We start from the raw sequence: 23,530 nt of genomic DNA, 5'->3' as shown, positions 1-23,530 counted from the left end.
TGGCCGGATTGGCAACCTGAGGAGTAAGCACTAGAGTATGCGCGCGCAAAACGGGCTTGAGTCGTTCGCACATCGTTGTCGCGTTTATTACGAGGACACCGATGCGGGCGGCATCGTGTATTACGTTAATTACCTCAAGTTTATGGAACGGGCTCGAACCGAGCGGCTTCGCGAGCTGGGCTTTGCCCAATCGCAGCTGGCAGGGGAGGACCTGTTGTTTGTCGTGCACTCCAGCGAAGCGCGCTATCACGCGCCGGCGCGACTGGACGACGAACTGCTGGTAAGCGCTGATGTAATCGAATTGAACCGGGTCAGCCTGCGCTTCAAACAGCAGGTCAGGCGGGCAACGGATAATGTGCTGCTCTGTGAGGGGCAGTTTTTGGTGGCCTGTGTGCGCACTAACAGTTTGAAACCCCGGGCCCTTCCCGAAGACTTGCGTGCGGCCTTTGCCGACGCGGTCGGCCCGGGTACACACTCAAAGCAGGAGATAAAGCGTGGAAGCTAACGTCGTCGACCATTCCTCCATGTGGAGCCTGGTCAGCAATGCCAGCATCGTGGTGCAGTTGGTAATGTTGACCCTGGTGGCCGCATCGGTGACCTCATGGATCATGATCTTTCAGCGCAGCAATCTGCTGCGCGCCGGTCGACGCGCCCTGGAGAGCTTCGAAGAGCGCTTCTGGTCGGGTATCGACCTGTCCAAGCTGTACCGTCAGGCGGGCAGCAACCCTGACCCTGATTCGGGTGTGGAGCAGATCTTCCGCGCCGGTTTCAAGGAATTCTCCCGTCTGCGTCAGCAGCCAGGTGTCGATCCTGAAGCAGTGATGGAAGGCGTGGCCCGTGCCATGCGCGTCGCCATCTCCCGCGAAGAAGAGAAACTGGAGCAGAGCCTGCCGTTCCTCGCCACCGTCGGTTCGGTCAGCCCGTACATCGGTCTGTTCGGTACCGTGTGGGGCATCATGAACTCCTTCCGCGGTCTGGCCAGCGCCCAGCAAGCAACCCTGGCCACTGTGGCCCCGGGTATCGCCGAAGCTCTGATCGCTACTGCGATCGGTCTGTTCGCCGCGATCCCTGCCGTAATCGCTTACAACCGTTTCGCCGCTCGCAGCGAAACCTTGTTGGGCCGCTACTACACCTTCGCCGATGAATTCCAGGCGATCCTGCACCGCAAAGTGCACACCAGCGAAGAATAAGCAGGTAATTTCCAATGGCTTTAATCGCTCGAGCTCGCAAAAAGCGCAAGCCGGTTGCCGAGATGAACGTGGTGCCTTACATCGACGTGATGTTGGTACTGCTGGTCATCTTCATGGTGACCGCGCCGATGCTCAATCAGGGCGTGAAAGTTGATCTGCCCAAGGTTTCCAGCGAAGCCTTGCCGCAGGACAACAACACTCAGGTCCTGACCATTTCGATCAAGGCTGACAAGACCTACTACTGGAACCTTGGCAGCGAAGTCGATACCGAGAAGCAACAGGACAGGGCCATGACTCTGCCGCAAATGACCGACGCGGTGACCAAGATCATTCGTGCCGGCACTGAAGGCGGCAAGCGTACCCAGGTCTTCATCCGCGGTGACAAGACCGTCGACTATGGTTCCGTCATGGGCGCCATGGGCGGGCTGCAGAAAGCCGGGGTCGGTAATGTTGGTTTGATTACCGAGGCCCCCTGATGCAGCAACAGCGAGAGCCGTCCGCCTCGGAAAGCTACTTCTGGCCTAGTGTTCTGGCAATTGTCCTGCACGTGCTGGTGTTCGGCATGCTGTTCGTCAGTTTTGCCTTTACCCCAGAGCTGCCGCCGGCCAAACCGATTGTCCAGGCGACCCTGTATCAACTGAAATCGAAAAGTCCGGCAACCACCCAGACCAATCAGAAGATTGCGGGTGAGGCGAAGAAAACCGCCGCGCGCCAGACTGAAGTCGAGCAGTTGGAACAGAAAAAGGTCGAGCAGGAAGCGGTGAAAGCTGCGGAACAAAAGAAAGAAGATGCGGCTCAAAAGGCCGAGGAAGCGAAGAAGGCCGACGAGGCGAAGAAAGCGGACGAGGCAAAAAAGGCTGACGAAGCCAAAAAAGCCGACGATGCGAAGAAAGCCGAGGCCAAAAAGGCTGAAGAGAAACAATTGGCTGATATAGCCAAGAAGAAAGCCGAAGACGAAGCGAAAAAGGCTGTTGAAGAAGAGGCCAAGAAAGCCGCTGCTGAAGAAGCCAAGAAAAAGATTGTAGAGGACGCCAAGAAAAAAGCGGCCGAGGACGCCAAGAAGAAATCTGAAGCGGAAGAGGCGAAGAAGAAAGTCGCTGAAGACGCCAAGAAGAAAGCCGCCGCCGATGCCGCCAAGAAAAAGGCCCAGGATGCAGCTCGTAAATCAGCCGAGGACAAAAAAGCCCAGGCGCTGGCTGAGTTGCTTTCGGACAAGACGGATCGTGCAGCGACCAAGGCAGATGAACTCGGCGACAGTGTGGCGGGTGATTTCGATGACTTGATCAGGCTGCGTGTTTCGGAAGGCTGGAATCTTCCGCCTTCAGCGCGTAAAGGCATGAAGGTAGAGCTTCGGATCAGTATGTTGCCGGACGGTACAGTAACGGGTGCCACGGTCACGAAGTCCAGCGGCGATGCGCCTTTTGACGCTTCAGCGGTTGCCGCCGTAAAGAATATAGGGCGATTGACGGAGATGCAGGGCTTGAGCCCAAGTGATTTTGCTCCTTATCGTTCATTCAAGATGACATTCAATCCTGAGGATTTAGGCTTGTGAGAAATATTCTTCGATCAATGCTTGTCGTTATCTGCTGCCTGGCAGGGATCGCGGTAGCAGACGAAAAAAACATCCTGATCAGCAGCGGCAGCGATCGGGCTACCCCGATCGCCGTCGTACCGTTCGGCATGCAGGGCGGTGCCGTGCTGCCGGACGACATGGCAGAAATCATTGGTAACGATTTGCGTAACTCGGGCTACTACTCGCCGATTCCAAAGCAAAACATGATCAGCCAGCCAAGTCAGCCGAGCGAAATCATCTTCCGTGACTGGAAGGCGGTGGGTGCTCAATACATGATGGTCGGCAGCATTGCGCCAGCCGGCGGTCGCCTGCAGGTGCAGTGGGCACTGTTCAACGTGGCCACCGAACAGAAAGTGGCTGACGGCAGTGTTTCCGGCACCACCGAGCAACTGCGTGACATGGCGCACTTCATCTCCGACCAGTCGTTCCAGAAACTGACCGGTATTGAAGGTGCGTTCTCGACGCGTCTGCTGTACGTGACGGCTGAGCGCTTCTCCGAGAAGAACACCCGTTACACCCTGCAGCGTTCGGACTACGACGGTGCTCGCGCCGTGACCTTGCTGCAATCGCGTGAGCCAATCCTGTCGCCGCGTTTTGCACCGGATGGCAAGCGCATCGCCTATGTGTCGTTCGAGCAGAAGCGCCCACGCATCTTCATGCAGAACATCGACACCGGTCGCCGTGAGCAGATCACCAACTTCGAAGGTCTGAACGGCGCGCCAGCCTGGTCGCCGAACGGTGATCGCCTGGCGTTCGTGCTGTCGAAGGACGGTAACCCGGATATCTACGTGATGAATCTGGCTTCGCGTCAGATTACCCGTGTGACCGCAGGTCCTGGCATCAACACCGAACCGTACTGGGGCAAGGATGGTTCGACCATCTACTTCACCTCGGACCGCGGCGGCAAGCCTCAGATCTACAAAACCAGCGCCAGTGGCGGTGGTGCCGAGCGTGTGACGTTTGTCGGTAACTACAACGCCAACCCGAAACTGTCGGCGGATGAAAAGACTTTGGTGATGATCCATCGTCAGGATGGCTTCACCAATTTCAAGGTGGCAGCTCAGGATCTGCAGCGAGGGAGTGTAAAGATCCTCACTGATAGCACTCTGGACGAGTCACCTACTGTTGCGCCCAACGGCACCATGGTAATCTACGCCACCCGCCAACAGGGCCGGGGAGTCTTGATGCTCGTGTCCATTAATGGACGCGTTAGGCTCCCGCTTCCTACCGCTCAAGGCGAAGTCAGAGAACCGTCCTGGTCCCCTTACCTGAAGTGAGCGGGCGCTACACGTTTTACTTAACACACTGGGGTTCATTAGGAGTTTCACGATGGAAATGCTGAAGTTTGGTAAATTTGCTGCGCTGGCTCTGGCCATGGCTGTAGCTGTAGGTTGCTCGTCCAAAGGCGGCGACAACGCCGGTGAAGGCGCTGTTGATCCAAACGCTGGTTACGGCGCAAACACTGGTGCCGTTGACGGTTCCCTGAGCGAAGAAGCTGCTCTGCGCGCAATCACCACCTTCTACTTCGAATACGACAGCTCGGACCTGAAGCCAGAAGCCATGCGCGCTCTGGACGTTCACGCCAAAGACCTGAAAGCAAACGGCGCTCGCGTTGTTCTGGAAGGCAACACCGACGAACGTGGTACTCGTGAGTACAACATGGCACTGGGCGAGCGTCGTGCGAAAGCCGTTCAGCGCTACCTGGTACTGCAAGGTGTTTCCCCAGCTCAGCTGGAACTGGTTTCCTACGGCGAAGAGCGTCCAGTTGCTACCGGCAACGACGAGCAGTCCTGGGCTCAAAACCGTCGCGTCGAACTGCGTAAGTAATTCGATATGCGAACGTGCCGTCGTGCTGTAACTGTTCTGGCTCTCAGCCTTGCGCCGCTTGCGGCGTGGGCTGCGGTTCCTGTGGTCGATGACAACTCCGGTTATAACAATAGCGGGAGCAGTTATCCGCCTGCAGGTTACGGTACGAACGGCGCCTATGCCGGGGGAGCGGCTTCGGCCCCTGCCTCGGCACAAGGCATGCTGTTCAACCAATTGCAACAGATGCAGGATCAGATTTCTCGCCAGCAAGGCGTGATCGAAGAACTGCAGAATCAGGTTGCGCGCATGAAGCAGGAATCCCTGGAGCGATACCAGGATCTTGATCGGCGCATAGGATCCGGCGTTGCACCTGCCGCGACTCCTGAGAATTCTTCTGCCGGTGGCGATGCAAGTGCTGCTGCCGGTGCTGCCGCTGGCGCCGGGGCTGCTGCCCAGGCACCTGCTGCAAGCAGCGAACCGGGTGATCCGGCCAAGGAAAAGCTGTATTACGATGCCGCTTTCGACCTGATCAAAGCCAAGGATTTCGACAAGGCCAGCCAGGCTTTTGCCGCTTTCCTGCGCAAATACCCGAACAGCCAATACGCGGGCAACGCCCAGTACTGGTTGGGTGAAGTGAATCTGGCCAAAGGTGATCTGCAAGGCGCAGGTCAGGCTTTCGCCAAGGTTTCGCAGCTGTATCCAAAGCACGCCAAAGTGCCAGACTCGCTGTACAAGCTGGCTGACGTAGAGCGCCGCCTTGGTCATACCGACAAGGTCAAAGGCATTCTGCAGCAGGTGGTGGCCCAATATCCGGGTACCTCCGCCGCTCAGTTGGCTCAACGCGATCTGCAACGCATGTAAGGTCGTTTTACCCGTTTAGAAGAAACCCGCGCTTGTCGCGGGTTTTTTCGTTAGAATTCACGCCCTTTTTCTGAAACACGCTTCTTGCGGTCTACGCGTTGGCGGGATTGCCTGAAGTGCCTGACGGAGGCGGACAGCCTGTTTAGCTGTTACGCCCGTGGCGACTATGCAAGACACATTGAGAATCACCGAAGTTTTCTACTCGTTGCAGGGGGAAACGCGGACTGCCGGGCTGCCCACGGTTTTTGTGCGCCTGACCGGTTGCCCTCTGCGTTGCCAATACTGCGACAGCGCCTATGCGTTCAGTGGCGGCACCATCCGCACCCTCGACGACATCCTCGAGCAAGTGGCCGGATTTCGTCCGCGCTACGTCTGTGTCACCGGCGGTGAGCCGCTGGCGCAGCCGAACGCCATTCCTTTGCTCAAGCAGTTGTGTGACGCCGGTTACGAGGTTTCGCTGGAAACCAGTGGCGCACTCGACATTTCGGCCGTCGATCCGCGCGTCAGTCGGGTTGTCGATCTGAAAACGCCGGACTCGAAAGAAGCCCATCGCAACCGTTACGAGAACATCGAACTGCTGAGCCCCAACGATCAGGTGAAGTTTGTCATCTGCTCGCGCGACGACTATGACTGGGCCGTCTCCAAACTGATTCAGTACGGTCTTGATCGGCGTGCCGGCGAAGTGCTGTTCTCCCCAAGTCACCATGACCTCAATGCTCGCGATCTGGCGGACTGGGTGGTGGCGGACAACCTGCCGGTACGCTTGCAATTGCAGTTGCATAAATATCTTTGGAACGACGAGCCGGGGCGCTGATATGACCGAACAACTGAACACCCTCGAAAAACGCGCGGTCATCCTGCTGTCCGGTGGCCTGGACTCGGCGACCGTCGTGGCCATGGCACGAGCCGAAGGCTACCGCTGCTACACCATGAGCTTCGACTACGGCCAGCGCTCGCACGCCGAACTGCACGCCGCTGCCCGCGTCGCCCGCGACTTGGGTGTGATCGAACACAAGGTGATTGGCCTCAACCTGAATGGTATGGGCGGCTCGGCACTGACCGACAGCAGCATCGATATTCCGGAGGAGCTGGGCGAAGGCATTCCGGTGACGTACGTGCCGGCGCGTAACACGGTGTTCCTTTCGCTGGCGTTGGGCTGGGCAGAAGTGCTGGGTGCGCGTGACATCTTTATTGGTGTCAACGCCGTGGACTATTCCGGTTACCCGGATTGCCGTCCCGAGTTTATCGAGTCGTTCGAGCGCATGGCCAACCTGGCGACCAAGGCCGGTGTGGAAGGCAACGGTTTCCGCATTCAGGCGCCCCTGCAGAACCTGAGCAAGGCGCAGATCGTCCAGGCGGGCGTGAAGCTCGGCGTTGATTATGGCCTCACCGTTTCCTGCTATCAGGCCGACGATGACGGCCGCGCGTGCGGTAAATGCGACAGCTGCCGCCTGCGCGCAGAAGGCTTCGCGGCCGCTGGTGTGGACGATCCAACACCTTATTTTTGATTATTTTCAAAAAGGTGTTGAATAGTCCTTAAAAATCAGTATTATACGCGCCACCACACAGCGGGTCGTTAGCTCAGTTGGTAGAGCAGTTGGCTTTTAACCAATTGGTCGTAGGTTCGAATCCCACACGACCCACCATATTTGGCGGTTTAGAAAATCCGGAAGGCCCACGAAAGTGAGGATTTCCGGGTTTTTTTTTGCCTGTAATTTCGCTCCGCGTTATTTCAATACCCGCAGCGCTGACGCAGGTCAGAATCATCTTTTGTATCAACGGGATATTCTGTAGCCTTGCGCAGCTTCAATGCTGTCCGTGCCTGATAATACTCACTCTCCCGGCGGTACCCTCAAGCGGTCCGGAGCCGGGTGTATACTCGACTTTCGCGCGAACGCGCCTGCAGGTCTTGCGAACATGACGCAGATTTCCGAACGCCTTCTGGTTCAAGCTCACCTCGATGCCAAACAGCCCAAACCGCTGACGGCCGAGGAGGAGGCTTATTACCGTTCTGCCATCGCCGCCGAGCTCAAGGCTCAGGACGCGGTGCTGGTGGCCCACTTTTATTGCGATCCGGTGATTCAGGCTCTGGCCGAAGAAACCGGCGGTTGCGTCTCCGATTCCCTGGAAATGGCCCGCTTCGGCAATGCTCACCCGGCCAAAACCGTGGTGGTCGCCGGCGTGAAGTTCATGGGCGAGACCGCGAAGATTCTCAACCCGGAAAAACGCGTGCTGATGCCGACCCTGGAAGCGACGTGCTCGCTGGACCTGGGTTGCCCGGTCGACGAGTTCTCGGCGTTCTGCGATCAGCACCCGGAGCGCACGGTGGTGGTCTATGCCAACACCTCCGCAGCCGTTAAGGCTCGGGCTGATTGGGTGGTGACTTCGAGTTGCGCGCTGGAGATCGTCGAAAGCCTGATGGACAACGGCGAGACCATCATCTGGGGGCCGGACAAGCATCTGGGCACTTACATCCAGCGCAAGACCGGCGCGGACATGCTGCTGTGGGACGGTGCCTGCATCGTTCACGAAGAGTTCAAGTCCAAGCAGCTTGAAGACATGAAAGCGTTGTACCCGGACGCTGCGATTCTGGTGCACCCGGAGTCGCCAACGTCGGTGATCGAACTGGCGGACGCCGTGGGTTCCACCAGCCAGTTGATCGCTGCCGCGCAATCGCTGCCGAACAAGACCCTGATCGTTGCGACCGACCGTGGCATCTTCTACAAGATGCAGCAGCTGTGCCCGGACAAGGTCTTCATCGAGGCGCCAACCGCTGGTAACGGCGCGGCGTGCCGCAGTTGCGCACATTGCCCGTGGATGGCCATGAACACCCTTGAGCGCACGCTCAAGAGCTTGAAGGAAGGGACCAACGAGATCTTTGTTGATCCGGCGTTGATTCCGCAGGCGATCCGGCCATTGAAGCGCATGCTCGACTTTACTCAAGCGGCGCGGATGAAGCTGGCCGGTAACGCCTGAGGTCTTTCAGGCAATAAATAAACCTGTAGGAGTGAGCCTGCTCGCGATAGCGGTGTGTCAAACAACGAAAATGTTGACTGACACACCGCTATCGCGAGCAGGCTCACTCCTACAGTGGTTTTCGGCGTCTGAAAATTATTTGGTCTTCTTCGGGATCCGGACGAGGCGGGTATCGGAATAGATGTCATGCCACGTGCGCTTCTGCTTGTCGTACAGCGACCAGAGGAATCCCAACCCCACGCACAGCCACGACGCAATCGACACCATAAACCGCAACAACGCCTGCCACAGGCTGATCGCCGTGCCATTGGCGTTCTGCACGCGAATGCCCCACACCTGCATGCCCAGCGTCTGACCGCCGTGGGTCCAGAACTTGGCAAAAAATGCGAACAGAACCAACACCAGCACGGTCGAGTAGAGCGGATCACCGTCGAGCTTGCCGGCATCGGTCATCACTCGCAGGCGCTCTTCACCAATGATCGCTGCCTGAATCATCTTGTAGATGCCACCCGTGACGATCAGCAGGGCGGTGCATAGCAGAAAGTCATAGAACATCGCCGCCAGACGCCGGCCTAGACCAACGGCGGGAAAATCGCCCTGTGGGGTGAGCAGGTTTTTCGACATGGCAGCCTCTGGACGCAAAATGAAGCGCCATTTTACGGATTCGCGCGCACAAAAAAGCCCCTGATATCAATATCAGGGGCTTTTTCGTAACAGAAATCAGGCTTCTGCTTGTACTTCGTCAGCCTGCATGCCTTTCTGGCCCTGCACAGCAACGAAGGTCACTTTCTGGCCTTCTTTCAGGCTCTTGAAACCGTTGCCCTGAATGGCGCGGAAATGTACGAACAGATCCGGACCGCTTTCTGGAGTGATAAAACCAAAACCTTTCTCGTCGTTAAACCACTTGACGGTACCGCTCTGACGTGTGGACATTTCTTATTTCCTTTGACGCAAAAATTAATGACAGTCTCTTTCTCATGAAAGAGTACTGGGGCTGGTTGCAGGAGAGTAAGAAGACGTCGAACGGGATGTAGCTAACTTGTAGGCTACTGCCCAGGTCACGATTCCAAGCTGACCCATGCAAACACAGTGGAGAAACTCTACGCCAACTACGGGAGAAAAAACAAGCCCTGCGAAGCCCCCGGTTTTACTGAGCTTGAGCAAGTTAATCCTCTCGCTAGTGCGGTCTTAGACGATTAGCCTGTTCAATTGTTTTCGATCGTTATAAGCAAAGTTCATATTCGAATCAGTTGATAGAAAATGCACTTTTTTGTGGCGATTGCGTTACACATTAGTGCACGCATAACGCAATCGCGTTACTTATAGAAACAGTCAATCAGCCGCGATAGTAGCGTTGTGGAACAAATGGCATTTTGCTTACAAGCATTTGCACCTTTTTCCCACGAACGATGGCCCAAACCGGTGTGTCGAGGGTGACATATGCGCTGTCGAGGTAACCCATCGCCAACGGCCCGCCCAAGGTCGGACCGAAACCACCGCTGCACACGCTGCCGATGATTTCGCCGGCTTCGTTGACGATTTCTGCGCCTTCACGCACGGGAGTGCGCTCCTGCGGCAGCAAGCCGACGCGTTTGCGTGCCACGCCATTCTGTTGCTGGGCGAAAATATTCTCCGCGCCCGGGAAACCGCCGGCCCGCGCGCCATCAGCGCGACGTGGCTTGGAGATCGCCCATAACAGGCTGGCTTCGATCGGCGTGGTCTCGGTGTTCATGTCGTGGCCGTAGAGGCACAGACCGGCTTCCAGACGCAGCGAGTCGCGAGCGCCGAGGCCAATGGCCTGGACTTCCGGTTCGGCGAGCAGGGCGCGGGCAAGTTTTTCGGCATCTGCAGCTGGTACGGAGATTTCGAAACCGTCTTCACCGGTGTAACCCGAACGGCTGACAAAGCAGTCGACGCCGAGCAGATTGACACGGGCGAACTGCATAAAAGTCATTTTTTCAACGGATGGTGCCAGCCGCGCCAGCACGGTGACCGCCGCCGGACCTTGCAATGCCAGCAGAGCGCGCTCTTCGAACAGCGCCGTAATGGTGCACTGATCGCCGATGTGTTTTTGCAGGTGGGCAAGGTCCTGATCCTTGCACGCGGCGTTGACCACCAGGAACAATTCGTCATTACCGAGGTTTGCCACCATCAGGTCGTCGAGAATGCCGCCGTTGTCGTTGGTGAACATCGCGTAACGCTGCATGCCCACCGGCAGGTCGATGATGTCTACCGGCACCAGGCTTTCCAGGGCTTTGGCGGCGTTGGCGCCGGTCAGGCGAATCTGGCCCATGTGCGAGACATCGAACAGCCCGGCCTGCTCACGGGTGTGCTGGTGTTCTTTCATCACGCCGAGTGGGTATTGCACCGGCATGTCGTAGCCGGCGAACGGCACCATGCGAGCGCCGAGTTCGATGTGCAGAGCGTGCAGCGGGGTTTTCGACAGTTGTTCGGTGGACATGCGTGGCTCCTTGAAAATTAGAGTTTGGGGGTAAGAGGCAAGATCAAGATCAAAAGCCCCTCACCCCAGCCCTCTCCCGAAGGGAGAGGGGGCTAATTACTTTTCTCTCCCAGAGGGAGAGGGCTGGGGTGAGGTCAGCATTCGATAATGTTGACCGCCAGACCGCCGCGGGCGGTCTCTTTGTATTTGCTTTTCATGTCGGCGCCGGTCTGGCGCATGGTGCGGATGACTTTGTCGAGGGAGACGAAATGCTGGCCGTCGCCACGCATGGCCATGCGCACCGCGTTGATGGCTTTTACCGAGCCCATGGCATTGCGCTCGATGCACGGCACTTGCACTAACCCGCCAATCGGGTCGCAGGTCAGGCCGAGGTTGTGCTCCATGCCGATTTCCGCAGCGTTCTCGACTTGCTGCACGCTGCCGCCAAGCACTTCGCACAACGCACCGGCCGCCATCGAACAGGCCACGCCGACTTCACCTTGGCAGCCGACTTCAGCGCCGGAGATCGATGCGTTCTCCTTGTAGAGAATGCCGATGGCCGCAGCGGTCAGCAGAAACCGTACGACGCCGTCGTCATTCGCGCCTGGGATAAAACGCATGTAGTAATGCAGCACCGCTGGAATGATCCCCGCCGCGCCGTTGGTGGGGGCAGTGACCACACGTCCGCCATTGGCGTTTTCTTCGTTGACCGCCAAAGCGTAGAGGTTGACCCAGTCGAGCACTGACAACGGATCGCGCAACGCCGATTCCGGGTTCTTGCACAGTTGCCGATGCAACGCTGCCGCACGGCGTTTGACCTTCAAGCCGCCGGGCAAAATACCTTCGTTACGGCAGCCCGCAGCGACGCAGTCCTGCATCACCTGCCAGATTTTCAACAGGCCGGCGCGGGTTTCCGCCTCCGGGCGCCAGGCGCTTTCGTTGGTCAGCATCACCTGACTGATCGACAGACCGTAGGTGGCGCAATGACCGAGCAAGTCCTTGGCACTTTTGAACGGGAAGGTCAGCGGCGTGGCGTCTTCGACGATGCGGTCGGCACCCGCGGCATCTTCATCAACGACAAAACCACCACCGACCGAGTAGTACTCGCGGCTGCGGATCTGAATCCCGGCAGCATCGAACGCGCGAAAGATCATGCCGTTGGGGTGATAGGCCAGCGGCTTGCGGATCATTGCCAGGTGTTCTTTCTCGTTGAACGCAATGCTGTGTTCGCCGAGCAGGTTCAGTCGTCCGTTGCCGCGAATTTCTTGCAGGCGCGCGGCGACGGTTTCGGTATCAACGGTATCGGGATGTTCGCCTTCGAGGCCGAGCAGCACGGCTTTGTCGCTGCCGTGACCTTTACCGGTGGCGCCGAGGGAACCGTACAGCTCAACGCGAACGCTGGCGGTGGTGGTCAGCAGGTTTTCACGTTGCAGGCCTTCGGCGAAACGCGCAGCAGCACGCATCGGGCCGACGGTGTGGGAACTGGAGGGGCCGATGCCAATCTTGAACAGGTCGAACACGCTTAACGACATGAGTGGTTCTCCGGTTTCTTGTTATAGGAATTGGCAAAGTTTTGCGGCTGACCGCATTCCCTTGTAGGAGTGAGCCTGCTCGCGATAGCGGTCTGTCAGTCGACATCATTGGTAAATGTCAGTGCGCTATCGCGAGCAGGCTCACTCCTACAGGGGATCAGCGGTGTGTGCGGGATCAGCGATAACTGATCCCGCATCGGTTTAAGCGTAGCTTTCGATCGACGGGCAGGCGCAGACCAGGTTGCGATCGCCGAAGACGTTGTCGACACGACCGACCGGTGGCCAGTATTTGCCTTCGATCAGCGACGCGACCGGGTACACGGCTTGCTCGCGGCTGTACGGGTGGGTCCACTCGCCAACCAGTTCCGCAGCGGTGTGCGGAGCGTTTTTCAGTGGGTTGTCGTCCTTGTCCAGCGTGCCGTTTTCCACCGCGCGGATTTCTTCGCGGATGCGGATCATGGCGTCGCAGAAGCGATCCAGCTCTTCCTTGGATTCGCTTTCGGTCGGCTCGATCATCAGCGTGCCCGCGACCGGGAACGACATGGTCGGTGCGTGGAAGCCGAAGTCGATCAGGCGCTTGGCGACGTCATCAACGCTGATGCCGCTGCTGTCTTTCAACGGACGCAGATCGAGGATGCATTCGTGTGCCACCAGACCGTTGCTGCCGGTGTACAGCACTGGGTAGTGCTCTTCGAGACGACGGGAAATGTAGTTGGCATTGAGGATCGCCAGCTGCGAAGCGCGTTTCAGGCCTGCGCCGCCCATCATGCGAATGTACATCCAGGTGATCGGCAAAATGCTCGCGCTGCCGAACGGTGCTGCGCAGACCGCGCCTTCCTTGCGTTCCATCTGGCCGTGGCCCGGCAGGAACGGCGTCAGGTGCGACTTGACGCCAATCGGGCCGACACCCGGGCCGCCACCGCCGTGCGGGATGCAGAAGGTTTTGTGCAGGTTCAGGTGCGAGACGTCGCCGCCGAACTTGCCCGGTGCGCAGAGGCCAACCATTGCGTTCATGTTGGCGCCGTCGATGTACACCTGGCCGCCGTTGTCATGAATGATTCCGCAGATTTCGCGGATGCCTTCTTCGAACACGCCGTGGGTCGACGGGTAAGTGATCATCAGCGCGGCGAGGTGTTCGCGGTGCTCGATGGCTTTGGCGCGCAGGTCTTCGATGTCGACGTTGCCGCGCGCATCGCACGCGGTCACAACCACGCGCATGCCAGCCATGTTGGCGGTGGCCGGGTTGGTGCCGTGGGCGGACGACGGAATCAGGCAGATGTCGCGACGCTCATCGCCACGGCTCTGGTGATAGGCGCGGATCGCCAAGAGGCCTGCGTATTCACCTTGCGAACCGGCGTTCGGTTGCAGCGAGATCGCGTCGTAACCGGTGGCGGCACAGAGCATCGCTTCCAGTTCATCGGTCAGTTGCTGGTAACCGGCGCTCTGTGCGGCTGGGGCGAACGGGTGCAGGGCGCCGAATTCAGCCCAGGTCACCGGGATCATTTCGCTGGCAGCGTTGAGTTTCATGGTGCACGAACCCAGCGGGATCATGGTGCGATCCAGTGCCAGATCCTTGTCTGCCAGTTTGCGCAGGTAGCGCATCAGCTCGGTTTCCGAGTGATAACGGTTGAACACCGGGTGGCTGAGGATCGGCGACTGACGTACCAGCGAGGCTGGAATGGTGCTTTGTACGGAGGCGGCGAGAGCAGCGAAGTCCGGCAGGGTCTTGCCATCGGCGAACAGGCCCCAAAGGGTTTCGATGTCAGCCTGGGTGGTGGTTTCGTCGACCGACAGGCCCAGACGCTGAGCGTCGATCACGCGCAGGTTGATCTGCGCAGCGTGTGCCTTGTCGTGCAGCGCGGCGGTGTTTGCGCCGGTGGCGACGGTCAGGGTGTCGAAGAAACTGGCTTGTTCGACGTTAGCGCCCAGCGCGGTCAGACCCTTGGCCAGGATCGCGGTCAGGTGATGCACGCGGTTGGCAATCTGCGTCAGGCCTTTCGGGCCGTGGTAGACGGCGTACATGCTGGCGATGTTGGCCAGCAGCACTTGTGCGGTGCAGATGTTCGACGTGGCCTTCTCGCGGCGGATGTGTTGCTCGCGGGTCTGCATCGCCAGACGCAGCGCCGGCTTGCCGAAACGGTCAACCGAGACACCGACCAGACGGCCCGGCATATCACGCTTGAACGCATCTTTGGTGGAGAAGTAAGCGGCGTGCGGGCCACCAAAGCCCAGCGGTACGCCGAAGCGTTGTGCCGAACCGATGGCAACGTCAGCACCGAACTCGCCCGGGGCGGTCAGCAGGGTCAGGGCCAGCAGGTCGGCAGCCACGGCGACCAGAGCGTTGGCGGCGTGGAAGCGTTCGGTCAGTTCGCGATAGTCGAACACATCACCGTTGCTCGCCGGGTATTGCAGCAGCGCGCCGAAGAACGGCGTTACGTCAGTCAGTTCACGTTCGTCGCCGACCACAACTTCAATGCCCAACGGCTCGGCACGAGTGCGCAGCACGTCGAGGGTCTGCGGGTGGCTGTGGATCGAGGCGAAGAACTGGTGGCTGCCCTTGTTCTTGCTCAGGCGTTTGCAGAAGGTCATGGCTTCGGCAGCGGCGGTGGCTTCGTCGAGCAGCGAGGCGTTGGCGATCGGCAGGCCGGTGAGGTCGCTGATCATGGTCTGGAAGTTCAGCAGCGCTTCGAGACGACCTTGGGAAATTTCTGGCTGATACGGGGTGTACGCGGTGTACCAGGCCGGGTTTTCCAAGAGGTTGCGCAGGATCGGCGACGGCGTGTGGCAGCTGTAGTAGCCCTGGCCGATGTAGGTCTTGAACAACTGATTCTTGCTGGCGATCGATTTGATCATCGCCAGGGCATCGGCTTCGCTGAGGCCGTCGTCCATGCCGAGCACGCTGGTGCCCTTGATGCTTTCCGGGATGACGCTGGCGCTCAGGGCTTCAAGCGAGTCGAAGCCGAGGCTGTTGAGCATGGCTTGCTCGTCACCGGCGCGCGGGCCGATGTGACGGGCGATGAATTCGTTGGCGGTGCCAAGGTTTACTTGAGTCATGTCGGTGTTCCTCAGGCTTCGGCTTGGGCTTTGATCAGACGGTCGTACGCGTCCTGATCGAGCAATTTGCCGACAGCGGCGGCGTCGTTAGGCTGGAAGCGGAAGAACCAGCCTTCGCCCAGCGGATCTTCGTTGACCAGTTCCGGGGCGTCTACCAGCGCCGGGTTGACTGCCAGTACGTCGCCGTCGAGCGGCATGTACACGCCGCTGGCGGCTTTCACCGATTCCACGGTGGCGGCTTCGGCGCCCTTTTCGTAAGCCTGCAGCTCAGGCAGTTGCACGAACACCACGTCGCCCAAGGCGTTCTGCGCGAAAGCGGTGATGCCGACAGTAACGCTGCCGTCAGCTTCGGTGCGCAGCCATTCGTGATCTTCAGTAAAACGCAACTCGCTCATGGAAACTCCTCAGGGGGCCAGACTCGTCTGGTGGACGCGGTGGAATAGTCGGGCGCGAAGGCCCTTATTTATGAAGGGTTGATTAGCAAGAATGTGGCCAATGTTGATTTATCGTTATAAATCAATGAATTAGATATTGTGGGGGTCGAAGGTTCAGAGATGCCTGTAGCGAAATCGCTACAGCATGGAGCGAGGATAAAAGCTGAACGGGATCAAAGCCTTGCACAGCGGTGATCGGAGGTGTGTGTAGCGATATCGTTCCGCTGTAGCGCTTTCAGTACAGGTGGAGGTCGTTTTTGACGCGATTTCGAAATCACCCTCTAATCCTGTGGGAGCGAGCCTGCTCGCGAAGAGGGTGTGTCAGTCACTAATGATTCTGCTGATATAGCGCTTTCGCGAGCAGGGGGGTATTTCCCGCAGGTGAATTTGTGGTGTTTTCAGGGTTTGTTGGGGATGCCGTATTTGCGCAGGCGATGGGCAATGGCCGTGTGCGAAGTTTGCAGGCGGCTGGCCAGTTGGCGGGTCGAGGGGTAGCTGACGTAGAGTTTTTCCAGCAGGGAACGCTCAAAAGCTTCGACCGCTTGCTCGAGGCTGTCGACATCGCTGTCGGTTTGCCGCGCCACCGAGGTGCCAGCAATGTCGAGATCGCCAATATCCACCAGGCTACTCTCGCAAATCGCCGCCGCGCGGAAGATCACGTTCTGCAATTGCCGCACATTGCCCGGCCAGCGATTGCCGAGCAGCGCCGGGTAAGTTCCTGGGGCGAGACGGCAGACCGGGCGCTGGATCTGCGCGCAGGCTTGCTGCATGAAATACCGCGCCAATAGCAAAATGTCTTGCCCGCGTTCACGCAGCGGTGGCACTTCTACGTTGAGCACGTTGAGGCGATAAAACAGGTCTTCGCGGAACAAGCCTTCGCTGACCATTTTTTCCAGATCGCGGTGGGTCGCGCTGAGGATGCGCACGTTGACCTTCACTTCGCGATCACCGCCCACGCGGCGGAAGCTGCCGTCGTTCAAGAAACGCAGCAGCTTGGCCTGCAAGTACGGCGACATCTCGCCGATCTCATCGAGAAACACCGTGCCCTGGTTGGCCAGTTCCATCAGCCCCGGTTTGCCGCCGCGCGCCGCGCCGGTAAAGGCGCCGGGGGCGTAGCCGAACAGTTCGCTTTCGGCGAGGTTCTCCGGTAGGGCCGCGCAGTTGAGGGCCAGAAACGGTGCACTGTGTCGCGCGCTGATGGCGTGGCAGGCGCGGGCGACCAGTTCTTTACCGGTGCCGGTTTCGCCTTGAATCAACAGCGGTGCATCAAGAGCGGCGACTCTTTGCGCGCGGGCCTTGAGCGTACGAATCGCCGGGGACTCGCCGAGCAGCGCATCGAAACCTTCGGCGTGGTCATGGTGCAGTGCCGAGAGTTGTTCGCCGATACGGTTCGGTTGATACAAGGTCAGCAGGGCGCCGGCGTCAGTGATCGGCGTGGCGTCGAGCAGCAAAGTCTGGCCGTTGACGGTGATCTCGCGCAGCGGCAGACGGAAGCCATGTTCGAGCAAGGTGTCGAGCAGCGCGGGATCATTGAACAGTTCCGCGACACTCTCGCCGGCCGGTTCGCGACCGTACAGCGCGATCAACGCCGGGTTGGCCAGCAGCACCTTGCCGGCACTGTCGAGGGCGAGCACCGGGTCGGTCATCGCCGCCAGCAACGCATCGAGCTGCAAATGCCGACGCTGGCCGGGGAGGATGTCGACCACGGTCACAGCCTCGACGCCGAGCACGCGGAACAGCGCATCTTTAAGCTCTTCGAGCACTTGCGGGCTCAAGGTCGGGGCATCGATGTAGACGTTGGGCGGGATCATCTCCACCGCATCCAGATTGAGATTGCGCCCACCGAGGATAGCCAGGACTTCCTGGGTGATGCCGACGCGGTCGATGAAGCTGACGTGGATACGCATGGGGCGGTTCAGTGATCTGCAGTGCGGAGGGTGGCAAGTATGCCTTAAATCAAAAACACCCTCATCGGAAACGCCGCCCGCCCAGCCCTCTCCCAGGGGGAGAGGGGGCCGACCGAGGTGTCTGAGGTTTGACATCGACCTGAAAGAACCAGTCGATTATGGATTCGGTAAAGCGAGTTCAGGTCGGCGTAACTCCGAAGCATCTCCCAATCAGTCCCCTCACCCCAGCCCCCTCCCGGAGGGAGAGGGGGCTGACCGAGGTGTCTGAGGTTTGACATCGACCTGAAAGAACCAGTCGATTATGGATTCGGTAAAGCAAGGTCAGGTCGGTGTAACTCTAGAGCATCCCCCAATCAGTCCCCTCTCCCTTTGGGAGAGGGCTAGGGTGAGGGGCTTTTGCGGGTTATTCGAAATGCTCAAGATTGACCGGGTCGCCGGACTTCATATCAAGTTGCTTGCGGATGTCTTCAAACATCATGTCGTAATGCTTGTGAACCGAGCCGATCTGGCTGTGCGTCTTGGGAATGCCGTACTTCTCGGCGATTTTCGTCACATTGTTGGCAAAGTTGTAGGCCTCCTCTTTGGGCAGGAAGAAGGTCTCTTTCATGTCCTTGCCCTGAAGGTTGCCATGCATCGTGAACTGGATGCCTTTGCCTTTTTGCGGATCGCTGAACACTTCATAGTCGAGGTGCACGTTGTAACTGACGTCATCCGGCGTCAACGCGTGCCGCTCAATATGCAGATGACCGGGTTCAAACTGGGCCATGTTTTTCTCCTTTCAAGGCATGGGAGAAGGGCAGACCTCGGGCCTGCCCCCGGAGTTTCTAATTATCGGTAAGTGATGCCGGGCTTCGCAGTGGTCACGCGAGTACCGGCAGTGCCCTGGACAATCGCTTCGATGTCCGCCAGCGAACCGATCACCGCGACCTTGCCAGTATGGCGTGCAAATTCGCAGGCTGCCTGCACCTTCGGCCCCATCGAGCCGGCGGCGAAGCCGAGGCGTTCCAGCTCATCCGGGTGCGCTTCGGCAATGGCTTTCTGCGTCGGCTTGCCGTAATCGATGAACGCCGCGTTGACGTCCGTGGCGATTACCAGCAAGTCGGCTTCCAGTTGCTCGGCGAGCAGCGACGAGCACAGGTCCTTGTCGATCACCGCCTCGATGCCCTTGAGGTTACGGTTCTCGTCGTACATGGTCGGAATCCCGCCGCCACCGGCGCAGATGACGATGCTGCCCTTGTCCAGCAGCCACTTGATCGGGCGGATTTCGAAGATGCGTTTTGGCCGTGGGCTGGCGACCACGCGGCGGAACTTGTCGCCGTCCGGGGCAATCGCCCAGCCTTTTTCGGCGGCGAGTTTTTCTGCTTCAGCCTTGTCGTAGACCGGGCCGATCGGCTTGGTCGGGTTCTGGAAGGCCGGATCCTTGGCGTCGACTTCAACCTGGGTCAGCAGGGTGGCGAACGGCACTTCGAAGTCGAGCAGGTTGCCCAGTTCCTGTTCGATGATGTAGCCGATCATGCCTTCGGTTTCGGCACCGAGCACGTCCAGCGGGTAAGGGGTGACAGAGGTGTAGGCCGCCGCTTGCAGCGACAACAGGCCGACTTGCGGGCCATTGCCGTGGGCGATGACCAGTTGGTTGCCGGGATGGATCTTGGCGATTTGCTCGGTGGCGATGCGGATGTTGGCGCGCTGATTGTCAGCGGTCATCGGTTCACCACGGCGGAGCAGGGCGTTACCGCCCAGCGCTACGACGATACGCATAATGCATGTCCTTTTCGTGTTGATCGTTCCCACGCTCTGCGTGGGAATGCCGCCACGGACGCTCCGCGTCCGCTGTGACGCAGAGCGTCACGGGATGCATTCCCACGCAGGAGCGTGGGAACGATCATGGATCAGCAGTGGTTACAGATCAGCCAGGGTCGAGACCAGAATCGCCTTGATCGTGTGCATGCGGTTTTCCGCTTGCTCGAAGGCGATGCAGGCTGGCGACTCGAACACGTCGTCGGTCACTTCGATGCCGTTTTTCAGGTGCGGATACTGCTCGGCAATCTGTTTGCCGACCTTGGTATCGCTGTTGTGGAACGCCGGCAGGCAGTGCATGAACTTAGTGCGCGGGTTGCCGCTGGCTTTCATCAGTTCGGCGTTGACCTGGTACGGCAGCAGTTGCTGGATACGCTCGGCCCAGGCTTCCACCGGCTCGCCCATCGACACCCAAACGTCGGTGTGGATGAAGTCGACGCCTTTGACGGCGGCTTTCGGGTCTTCAGTCAGGGTGATACGTGCGCCACTTTCTTCCGCATATTTGTGGCAACGCTCGACCAGATCATCCAGTGGCCACAGCGCTTTCGGCGCACAGATACGCACGTCCATGCCGAGTTTGGCGCCGACCAGCAGCAGCGAGTTGCCCATGTTGTTGCGCGCATCGCCGAGGTAGGCGTAGCTGATTTCATGGATCGGCTTGTCGGCGTGTTCACGCATGGTCAGCACGTCGGCGATCATCTGAGTCGGGTGATATTCATCGGTCAGGCCGTTGAACACAGGCACACCGGCGAACTTGGCCAGCTCTTCGACGATTTCCTGTTTGAAGCCACGGTATTCGATGGCGTCGTACATGCGCCCCAGCACGCGGGCGGTGTCTTTCATGCTTTCTTTGTGGCCGATCTGCGACGAGTTCGGGTCGATATAGGTGACGTTGGCGCCTTGGTCATAGGCCGCCACTTCGAACGCGCAACGGGTGCGGGTCGAGGTTTTTTCGAAGATCAGGGCGATATTGTTGCCCTTCAGGTGTTGTTGCTCGGTGCCGGTGTATTTCGCGCGTTTAAGGTCGCGGGACAGGTCGAGCAGGTAACGCAGCTCACGTGGGGTGTGGTGTTCCAGGCTGAGCAGGTTACGGTTGTGAATGTTAAAAGCCATGATGGATCTCCTTCGGTGTCGGTTATCCCCCTGGCCGCACGTTGTAAGTGTCGGCCAGGGCTCAGAGGTTTAGTAATCGATCGGGTCGCGGATGATCGGGCAGGTCATGCAGTGGCCACCGCCACGGCCTCGGCCCAGTTCACCGGCGCTGATGGTGATGACTTCCACGCCGGCCTTGCGCAGCAGGGTGTTGGTGTAGGTGTTGCGGTCGTAGCCGATGACCACGCCCGGCTCCACAGCCACCACGTTGTTGCCGTCGTCCCATTGCTCGCGTTCGGCGGCGAAGCTGTTGCCGCCGGTTTCCACCACGCGCAACTTCGGCAGGTTGAGGGCTTTGGCCACGGTGTCGAGGAAGGTGCCTTCTTCGCGGCGGATGTCGATGCCGCCCTGTTTGCTTTCGTCTGGTCGCAGGGTGAAGGCGACGATCTGGTTCACCACTTCCGGGAAAATTGTCACCAGGTCGCGGTCGCAGAAGCTGAACACGGTGTCGAGGTGCATCGCGGCGCGGGACTTCGGTAGACCGGCGACGATGACTTTTTCCACGGCTTTGTTCTTGAACAGGTTCAGCGCCAGTTGGCCGATGGCTTGGCGGGATGAACGTTCGCCCATACCGATCAGCACCACGCCGTTGCCGATTGGCATGACGTCGCCGCCCTCGAGGGTGGAGCTGCCGTGATCCTTGTCCGGGTCGCCGTACCAGATCTCGAATTCGGCGTTGGTGAACTGCGGGTGGAATTTGTAGATGGCGGTGGTCAGCAGGGTTTCCTGACGACGCGCTGGCCAGTACATCGGGTTCAGAGTCACGCCACCGTAGATCCAGCAAGTGGTGTCGCGGGTGAACTGGGTGTTCGGCAGCGGCGGCAGAATGAAGCTGGAGTGGCCGAGGAAGTCGCGGAACATCTGGATGGTCTTGCCGCCGAAACTGTCCGGCAGATCATCGGCGGACACGCCGCCAATCAGGAATTCGGCGATGTGCCGTGGCTCAAGGCTTTTCAGCCAGGATTTGACTTCGTTGATCAGGCCCAGGCCCACCGAGTCGGCGGTGACCTTGCGCTCGAGAATCCAGTCCAGTGCTTCCGGGATGGCAACGATGTCGGTCAGCAGGTTGTGCATTTCCAGCACGTCGATGCCGCGCTCACGCATTTTGGTGACGAAGTCGAAGTGGTCGCGCTTGGCCTGGGCCACCCAGAGCACGTCGTCGAACAGCAGTTCATCGCAGTTGTTCGGGGTCAGCCGCTGATGGGCCAGACCTGGGGAGCACACCATGACTTTGCGCAGTTTGCCGGCTTCGGAATGGACGCCGTACTTAACTTTTTCCGTGGTCATTTCAGATCCTCCAGATAACAAATCAATCAGGGATTACAGAGTCAGGAAGCCGTCGTAGAGACCGTAGGCAGCCACCAGGGCACCCACGACCACTGCGGCGAAAATCAACTTCTCGACGTTAGTGAAAATCGGTTGTTTGAGTTCCAGCTTGGCCTTGGCGAACAGGATCGCGCCGGGTGCGTAGAGCAGGGCCGAGAGCAGCAAGTACTTGACCCCGCCGGCATACAGCAGCCACACCGCATAGATCAGGGCGATGCCGCCGATAATCAGATCCTTGCGCCGTTCGGCCGCGAAGCCTTCGTAACTTTCACCGCGCACCGCCAGCAGCAGGGCGTAGGCCGCCGACCACAGGTACGGCACCAGAATCATCGAGGTGGCGAGGTAGATCAGCGACAGGTAAGTGCTGGCCGAGAACAGCGTGATGATCAGGAAAATCTGCACCATCGCGTTGGTCAGCCACAGGGCGTTGACCGGTACGTGGTTGGCATTTTCCTTACGCAGGAACTCCGGCATGGTGTGGTCTTTGGCGGCGGCGAACATGATCTCCGCACACAGCAGCACCCACGACAGCAGCGCCCCCAGCAAGGAGATGATCAGACCGACGCTGATCAGCACTGCGCCCCAGTGACCGACCACATGCTCAAGCACGGCGGCCATCGACGGGTTCTGCAGTTTCGCCAGTTCCGGTTGGGTCATGATGCCCAGCGACAGCACGTTCACCAGCACCAGAAACAGCAGCACGGTTATGAAGCCGATCACGGTGGCTTTACCGACGTCCGAGCGTTTTTCGGCGCGGGCCGAGAAGATGCTCGCGCCCTCGATACCGATGAACACCCACACGGTGACCAACATCATGTTGCGCACCTGGTTCATCACACTGCCCAGATCCGGATTTTTGATGCCCCAGATGTCGGCGGTGAAGATGTCCAGTCTGAAAGCGAACACCGCGATCAACACGAACAGCAGCAGCGGTACGACCTTGGCGACCGTGGTCACGAGGTTGATGAACGCCGCTTCCTTGATCCCGCGCAGCACCAGAAAGTGCACGGCCCACAGCAGCACCGAGGCGCCAATCACCGCAGCAACGGTGTTGCCCTCACCGAAAATCGGAAAGAAATAGCCGAGGGTGCTGAACAGCAGAACGAAGTAACCGACGTTACCCAGCCAGGCGCTGATCCAGTAACCCCAAGCGGACGAGAAACCCATGTAATCGCCGAATCCGGCCTTGGCGTAGGCGTAGACGCCGCCGTCCAGGTCAGGCTTGCGATTGGCGAGGGTCTGGAAGACAAAAGCGAGGGTGAGCATGCCGACAGCGGTGATGGCCCAACCGATAAGTACCGCACCGACGTCGGCGCTGGCGGCCATGTTTTGAGGCAAGGAGAATATCCCGCCACCGATCATTGAACCGACTACCAATGCAACCAGTGCACCTAGTCGTAGTTTTCCGGGAGCTTCAGACATTTGCATGACTCCATTGCAGGAGAGAAGAGATCACAGCGTAGTTCTGTTGTCTGTTCAAAC

The 23,530-nt window shown here is 59.0% G+C and carries 22 protein-coding genes and 1 tRNA gene; 11 read left to right on the top strand and 12 right to left on the bottom strand.

What is annotated here, in order from left to right; all coding sequences use genetic code 11:
• Positions 1-37 precede the first annotated feature (37 nt).
• The 11 genes from ybgC to nadA all read left to right on the top strand — a co-directional run bounded on the left by ybgC (position 38) and on the right by nadA (position 8,406).
• On the top strand, positions 38-505 hold the full coding sequence (gene ybgC / locus CKW14_RS23015; RefSeq protein ID WP_095048214.1) for a tol-pal system-associated acyl-CoA thioesterase: 468 nt from the start codon (positions 38-40) through the stop codon (positions 503-505).
• A complete protein-coding gene (gene tolQ, locus CKW14_RS23010; protein ID WP_008080223.1) occupies positions 495-1,190 on the top strand; it encodes a protein TolQ in 696 nt (231 codons plus the stop codon). The genes ybgC and tolQ overlap by 11 nt, the downstream gene beginning before the upstream one ends.
• 23 nt (positions 1,191-1,213) lie before the next feature.
• Entirely contained in the window at positions 1,214-1,666 is a 453-nt protein-coding gene (gene tolR, locus CKW14_RS23005; RefSeq protein ID WP_161806672.1) for a protein TolR, read from the top strand.
• Complete coding sequence (tolA, locus tag CKW14_RS23000) at positions 1,666-2,742, top strand: cell envelope integrity protein TolA (protein WP_095126191.1); 1,077 nt, start codon at positions 1,666-1,668, stop codon at positions 2,740-2,742. Before tolR ends, tolA begins: the two co-directional genes overlap by 1 nt.
• 17 nt (positions 2,743-2,759) lie before the next feature.
• Positions 2,760-4,040, top strand: a complete 1,281-nt coding sequence (gene tolB, locus CKW14_RS22995; protein WP_095126190.1) for a Tol-Pal system beta propeller repeat protein TolB — start codon at positions 2,760-2,762, stop codon at positions 4,038-4,040.
• A gap of 52 nt (positions 4,041-4,092) precedes the next feature.
• A complete protein-coding gene (gene pal / locus CKW14_RS22990; RefSeq protein ID WP_003178634.1) occupies positions 4,093-4,590 on the top strand; it encodes a peptidoglycan-associated lipoprotein Pal in 498 nt (165 codons plus the stop codon).
• 6 nt (positions 4,591-4,596) lie between these two features.
• Complete coding sequence (gene ybgF / locus CKW14_RS22985; RefSeq protein ID WP_007912724.1) at positions 4,597-5,430, top strand: tol-pal system protein YbgF; 834 nt, start codon at positions 4,597-4,599, stop codon at positions 5,428-5,430.
• A gap of 166 nt (positions 5,431-5,596) precedes the next feature.
• The gene (queE, locus tag CKW14_RS22980; protein WP_095048211.1) at positions 5,597-6,244 is read left to right on the top strand and encodes a 7-carboxy-7-deazaguanine synthase QueE; all 648 of its coding nucleotides are present in this window, start codon (positions 5,597-5,599) and stop codon (positions 6,242-6,244) included.
• A 1-nt stretch (position 6,245) separates the two neighbouring features.
• A complete protein-coding gene (queC, locus tag CKW14_RS22975) occupies positions 6,246-6,938 on the top strand; it encodes a 7-cyano-7-deazaguanine synthase QueC (protein ID WP_095048210.1) in 693 nt (230 codons plus the stop codon).
• A gap of 62 nt (positions 6,939-7,000) precedes the next feature.
• A tRNA-Lys gene (locus CKW14_RS22970) sits at positions 7,001-7,076 on the top strand.
• Between the two features lie 271 nt (positions 7,077-7,347).
• Positions 7,348-8,406, top strand: a complete 1,059-nt coding sequence (gene nadA / locus CKW14_RS22965; protein ID WP_016773509.1) for a quinolinate synthase NadA — start codon at positions 7,348-7,350, stop codon at positions 8,404-8,406.
• A gap of 135 nt (positions 8,407-8,541) precedes the next feature.
• Here the strand turns inward: nadA and CKW14_RS22960 are convergent, their stop codons facing one another.
• The 12 genes from CKW14_RS22960 to arcD form a co-directional block, all read right to left on the bottom strand.
• Positions 8,542-9,030 (bottom strand): RDD family protein, encoded by a 489-nt coding sequence (locus tag CKW14_RS22960; protein WP_095048209.1) that lies wholly within the window; start codon positions 9,028-9,030, stop codon positions 8,542-8,544.
• 96 nt (positions 9,031-9,126) lie between these two features.
• Positions 9,127-9,339: a cold-shock protein gene (locus tag CKW14_RS22955; protein ID WP_003227496.1), complete on the bottom strand. Its 213-nt coding sequence runs from the start codon at positions 9,337-9,339 to the stop codon at positions 9,127-9,129.
• Between the two features lie 403 nt (positions 9,340-9,742).
• Positions 9,743-10,867: a glycine cleavage system aminomethyltransferase GcvT gene (gene gcvT, locus CKW14_RS22950; RefSeq protein ID WP_095048208.1), complete on the bottom strand. Its 1,125-nt coding sequence runs from the start codon at positions 10,865-10,867 to the stop codon at positions 9,743-9,745.
• A 134-nt stretch (positions 10,868-11,001) separates the two neighbouring features.
• Positions 11,002-12,378: an L-serine ammonia-lyase gene (locus CKW14_RS22945; RefSeq protein ID WP_095048207.1), complete on the bottom strand. Its 1,377-nt coding sequence runs from the start codon at positions 12,376-12,378 to the stop codon at positions 11,002-11,004.
• Positions 12,379-12,579: 201 nt separating this feature from the next.
• A complete protein-coding gene (gene gcvP / locus CKW14_RS22940) occupies positions 12,580-15,432 on the bottom strand; it encodes an aminomethyl-transferring glycine dehydrogenase (RefSeq protein ID WP_095126189.1) in 2,853 nt (950 codons plus the stop codon).
• 11 nt (positions 15,433-15,443) lie between these two features.
• Positions 15,444-15,827, bottom strand: a complete 384-nt coding sequence (gene gcvH / locus CKW14_RS22935) for a glycine cleavage system protein GcvH (RefSeq protein ID WP_095126188.1) — start codon at positions 15,825-15,827, stop codon at positions 15,444-15,446.
• 437 nt (positions 15,828-16,264) lie between these two features.
• Complete coding sequence (locus tag CKW14_RS22930; RefSeq protein WP_007908048.1) at positions 16,265-17,773, bottom strand: sigma-54-dependent transcriptional regulator; 1,509 nt, start codon at positions 17,771-17,773, stop codon at positions 16,265-16,267.
• A 403-nt stretch (positions 17,774-18,176) separates the two neighbouring features.
• Entirely contained in the window at positions 18,177-18,539 is a 363-nt protein-coding gene (locus CKW14_RS22925; RefSeq protein ID WP_095048204.1) for a DUF5064 family protein, read from the bottom strand.
• 62 nt (positions 18,540-18,601) lie between these two features.
• Positions 18,602-19,531: a carbamate kinase gene (gene arcC, locus CKW14_RS22920; protein WP_034153407.1), complete on the bottom strand. Its 930-nt coding sequence runs from the start codon at positions 19,529-19,531 to the stop codon at positions 18,602-18,604.
• A gap of 141 nt (positions 19,532-19,672) precedes the next feature.
• A complete protein-coding gene (locus CKW14_RS22915; protein WP_008086805.1) occupies positions 19,673-20,683 on the bottom strand; it encodes an ornithine carbamoyltransferase in 1,011 nt (336 codons plus the stop codon).
• Positions 20,684-20,752: 69 nt separating this feature from the next.
• Positions 20,753-22,009, bottom strand: coding sequence for an arginine deiminase (gene arcA / locus CKW14_RS22910; protein ID WP_038366599.1), 1,257 nt, complete (start codon positions 22,007-22,009; stop codon positions 20,753-20,755).
• A gap of 33 nt (positions 22,010-22,042) precedes the next feature.
• Complete coding sequence (gene arcD, locus CKW14_RS22905; RefSeq protein ID WP_095048202.1) at positions 22,043-23,470, bottom strand: arginine-ornithine antiporter; 1,428 nt, start codon at positions 23,468-23,470, stop codon at positions 22,043-22,045.
• Positions 23,471-23,530 lie beyond the last annotated feature (60 nt).

The sequence above is a fragment of the Pseudomonas sp. Irchel s3a12 genome (assembly GCF_900187485.1).
Classification (GTDB): Bacteria; Pseudomonadota; Gammaproteobacteria; order Pseudomonadales; family Pseudomonadaceae; genus Aquipseudomonas; species Aquipseudomonas neuropathica.
The sequence above is the reverse complement of the archived record's forward strand: the minus strand, read 5'-3'. Positions and strand labels throughout refer to the sequence as shown.

Excerpts from the sequence above, each read along its gene's own strand:
- gcvP (WP_095126189.1), bottom strand. The coding sequence starts at position 15,432 with ATGACTCAAGTAAACCTTGGCACCGCCAACGAATTCATCGCCCGTCAC.
- queC (WP_095048210.1), top strand. The coding sequence starts at position 6,246 with ATGACCGAACAACTGAACACCCTCGAAAAACGCGCGGTCATCCTGCTG.
- CKW14_RS22955 (WP_003227496.1), bottom strand. The coding sequence starts at position 9,339 with ATGTCCACACGTCAGAGCGGTACCGTCAAGTGGTTTAACGACGAGAAA.
- CKW14_RS22930 (WP_007908048.1), bottom strand. The coding sequence starts at position 17,773 with ATGCGTATCCACGTCAGCTTCATCGACCGCGTCGGCATCACCCAGGAA.
- queE (WP_095048211.1), top strand. The coding sequence starts at position 5,597 with ATGCAAGACACATTGAGAATCACCGAAGTTTTCTACTCGTTGCAGGGG.
- arcC (WP_034153407.1), bottom strand. The coding sequence starts at position 19,531 with ATGCGTATCGTCGTAGCGCTGGGCGGTAACGCCCTGCTCCGCCGTGGT.
- gcvH (WP_095126188.1), bottom strand. The coding sequence starts at position 15,827 with ATGAGCGAGTTGCGTTTTACTGAAGATCACGAATGGCTGCGCACCGAA.
- arcD (WP_095048202.1), bottom strand. The coding sequence starts at position 23,470 with ATGTCTGAAGCTCCCGGAAAACTACGACTAGGTGCACTGGTTGCATTG.
- nadA (WP_016773509.1), top strand. The coding sequence starts at position 7,348 with ATGACGCAGATTTCCGAACGCCTTCTGGTTCAAGCTCACCTCGATGCC.
- pal (WP_003178634.1), top strand. The coding sequence starts at position 4,093 with ATGGAAATGCTGAAGTTTGGTAAATTTGCTGCGCTGGCTCTGGCCATG.
- ybgC (WP_095048214.1), top strand. The coding sequence starts at position 38 with ATGCGCGCGCAAAACGGGCTTGAGTCGTTCGCACATCGTTGTCGCGTT.
- tolB (WP_095126190.1), top strand. The coding sequence starts at position 2,760 with ATGCTTGTCGTTATCTGCTGCCTGGCAGGGATCGCGGTAGCAGACGAA.
- CKW14_RS22915 (WP_008086805.1), bottom strand. The coding sequence starts at position 20,683 with ATGGCTTTTAACATTCACAACCGTAACCTGCTCAGCCTGGAACACCAC.
- gcvT (WP_095048208.1), bottom strand. The coding sequence starts at position 10,867 with ATGTCCACCGAACAACTGTCGAAAACCCCGCTGCACGCTCTGCACATC.
- CKW14_RS22945 (WP_095048207.1), bottom strand. The coding sequence starts at position 12,378 with ATGTCGTTAAGCGTGTTCGACCTGTTCAAGATTGGCATCGGCCCCTCC.
- tolA (WP_095126191.1), top strand. The coding sequence starts at position 1,666 with ATGCAGCAACAGCGAGAGCCGTCCGCCTCGGAAAGCTACTTCTGGCCT.
- ybgF (WP_007912724.1), top strand. The coding sequence starts at position 4,597 with ATGCGAACGTGCCGTCGTGCTGTAACTGTTCTGGCTCTCAGCCTTGCG.
- CKW14_RS22960 (WP_095048209.1), bottom strand. The coding sequence starts at position 9,030 with ATGTCGAAAAACCTGCTCACCCCACAGGGCGATTTTCCCGCCGTTGGT.
- CKW14_RS22925 (WP_095048204.1), bottom strand. The coding sequence starts at position 18,539 with ATGGCCCAGTTTGAACCCGGTCATCTGCATATTGAGCGGCACGCGTTG.
- arcA (WP_038366599.1), bottom strand. The coding sequence starts at position 22,009 with ATGACCACGGAAAAAGTTAAGTACGGCGTCCATTCCGAAGCCGGCAAA.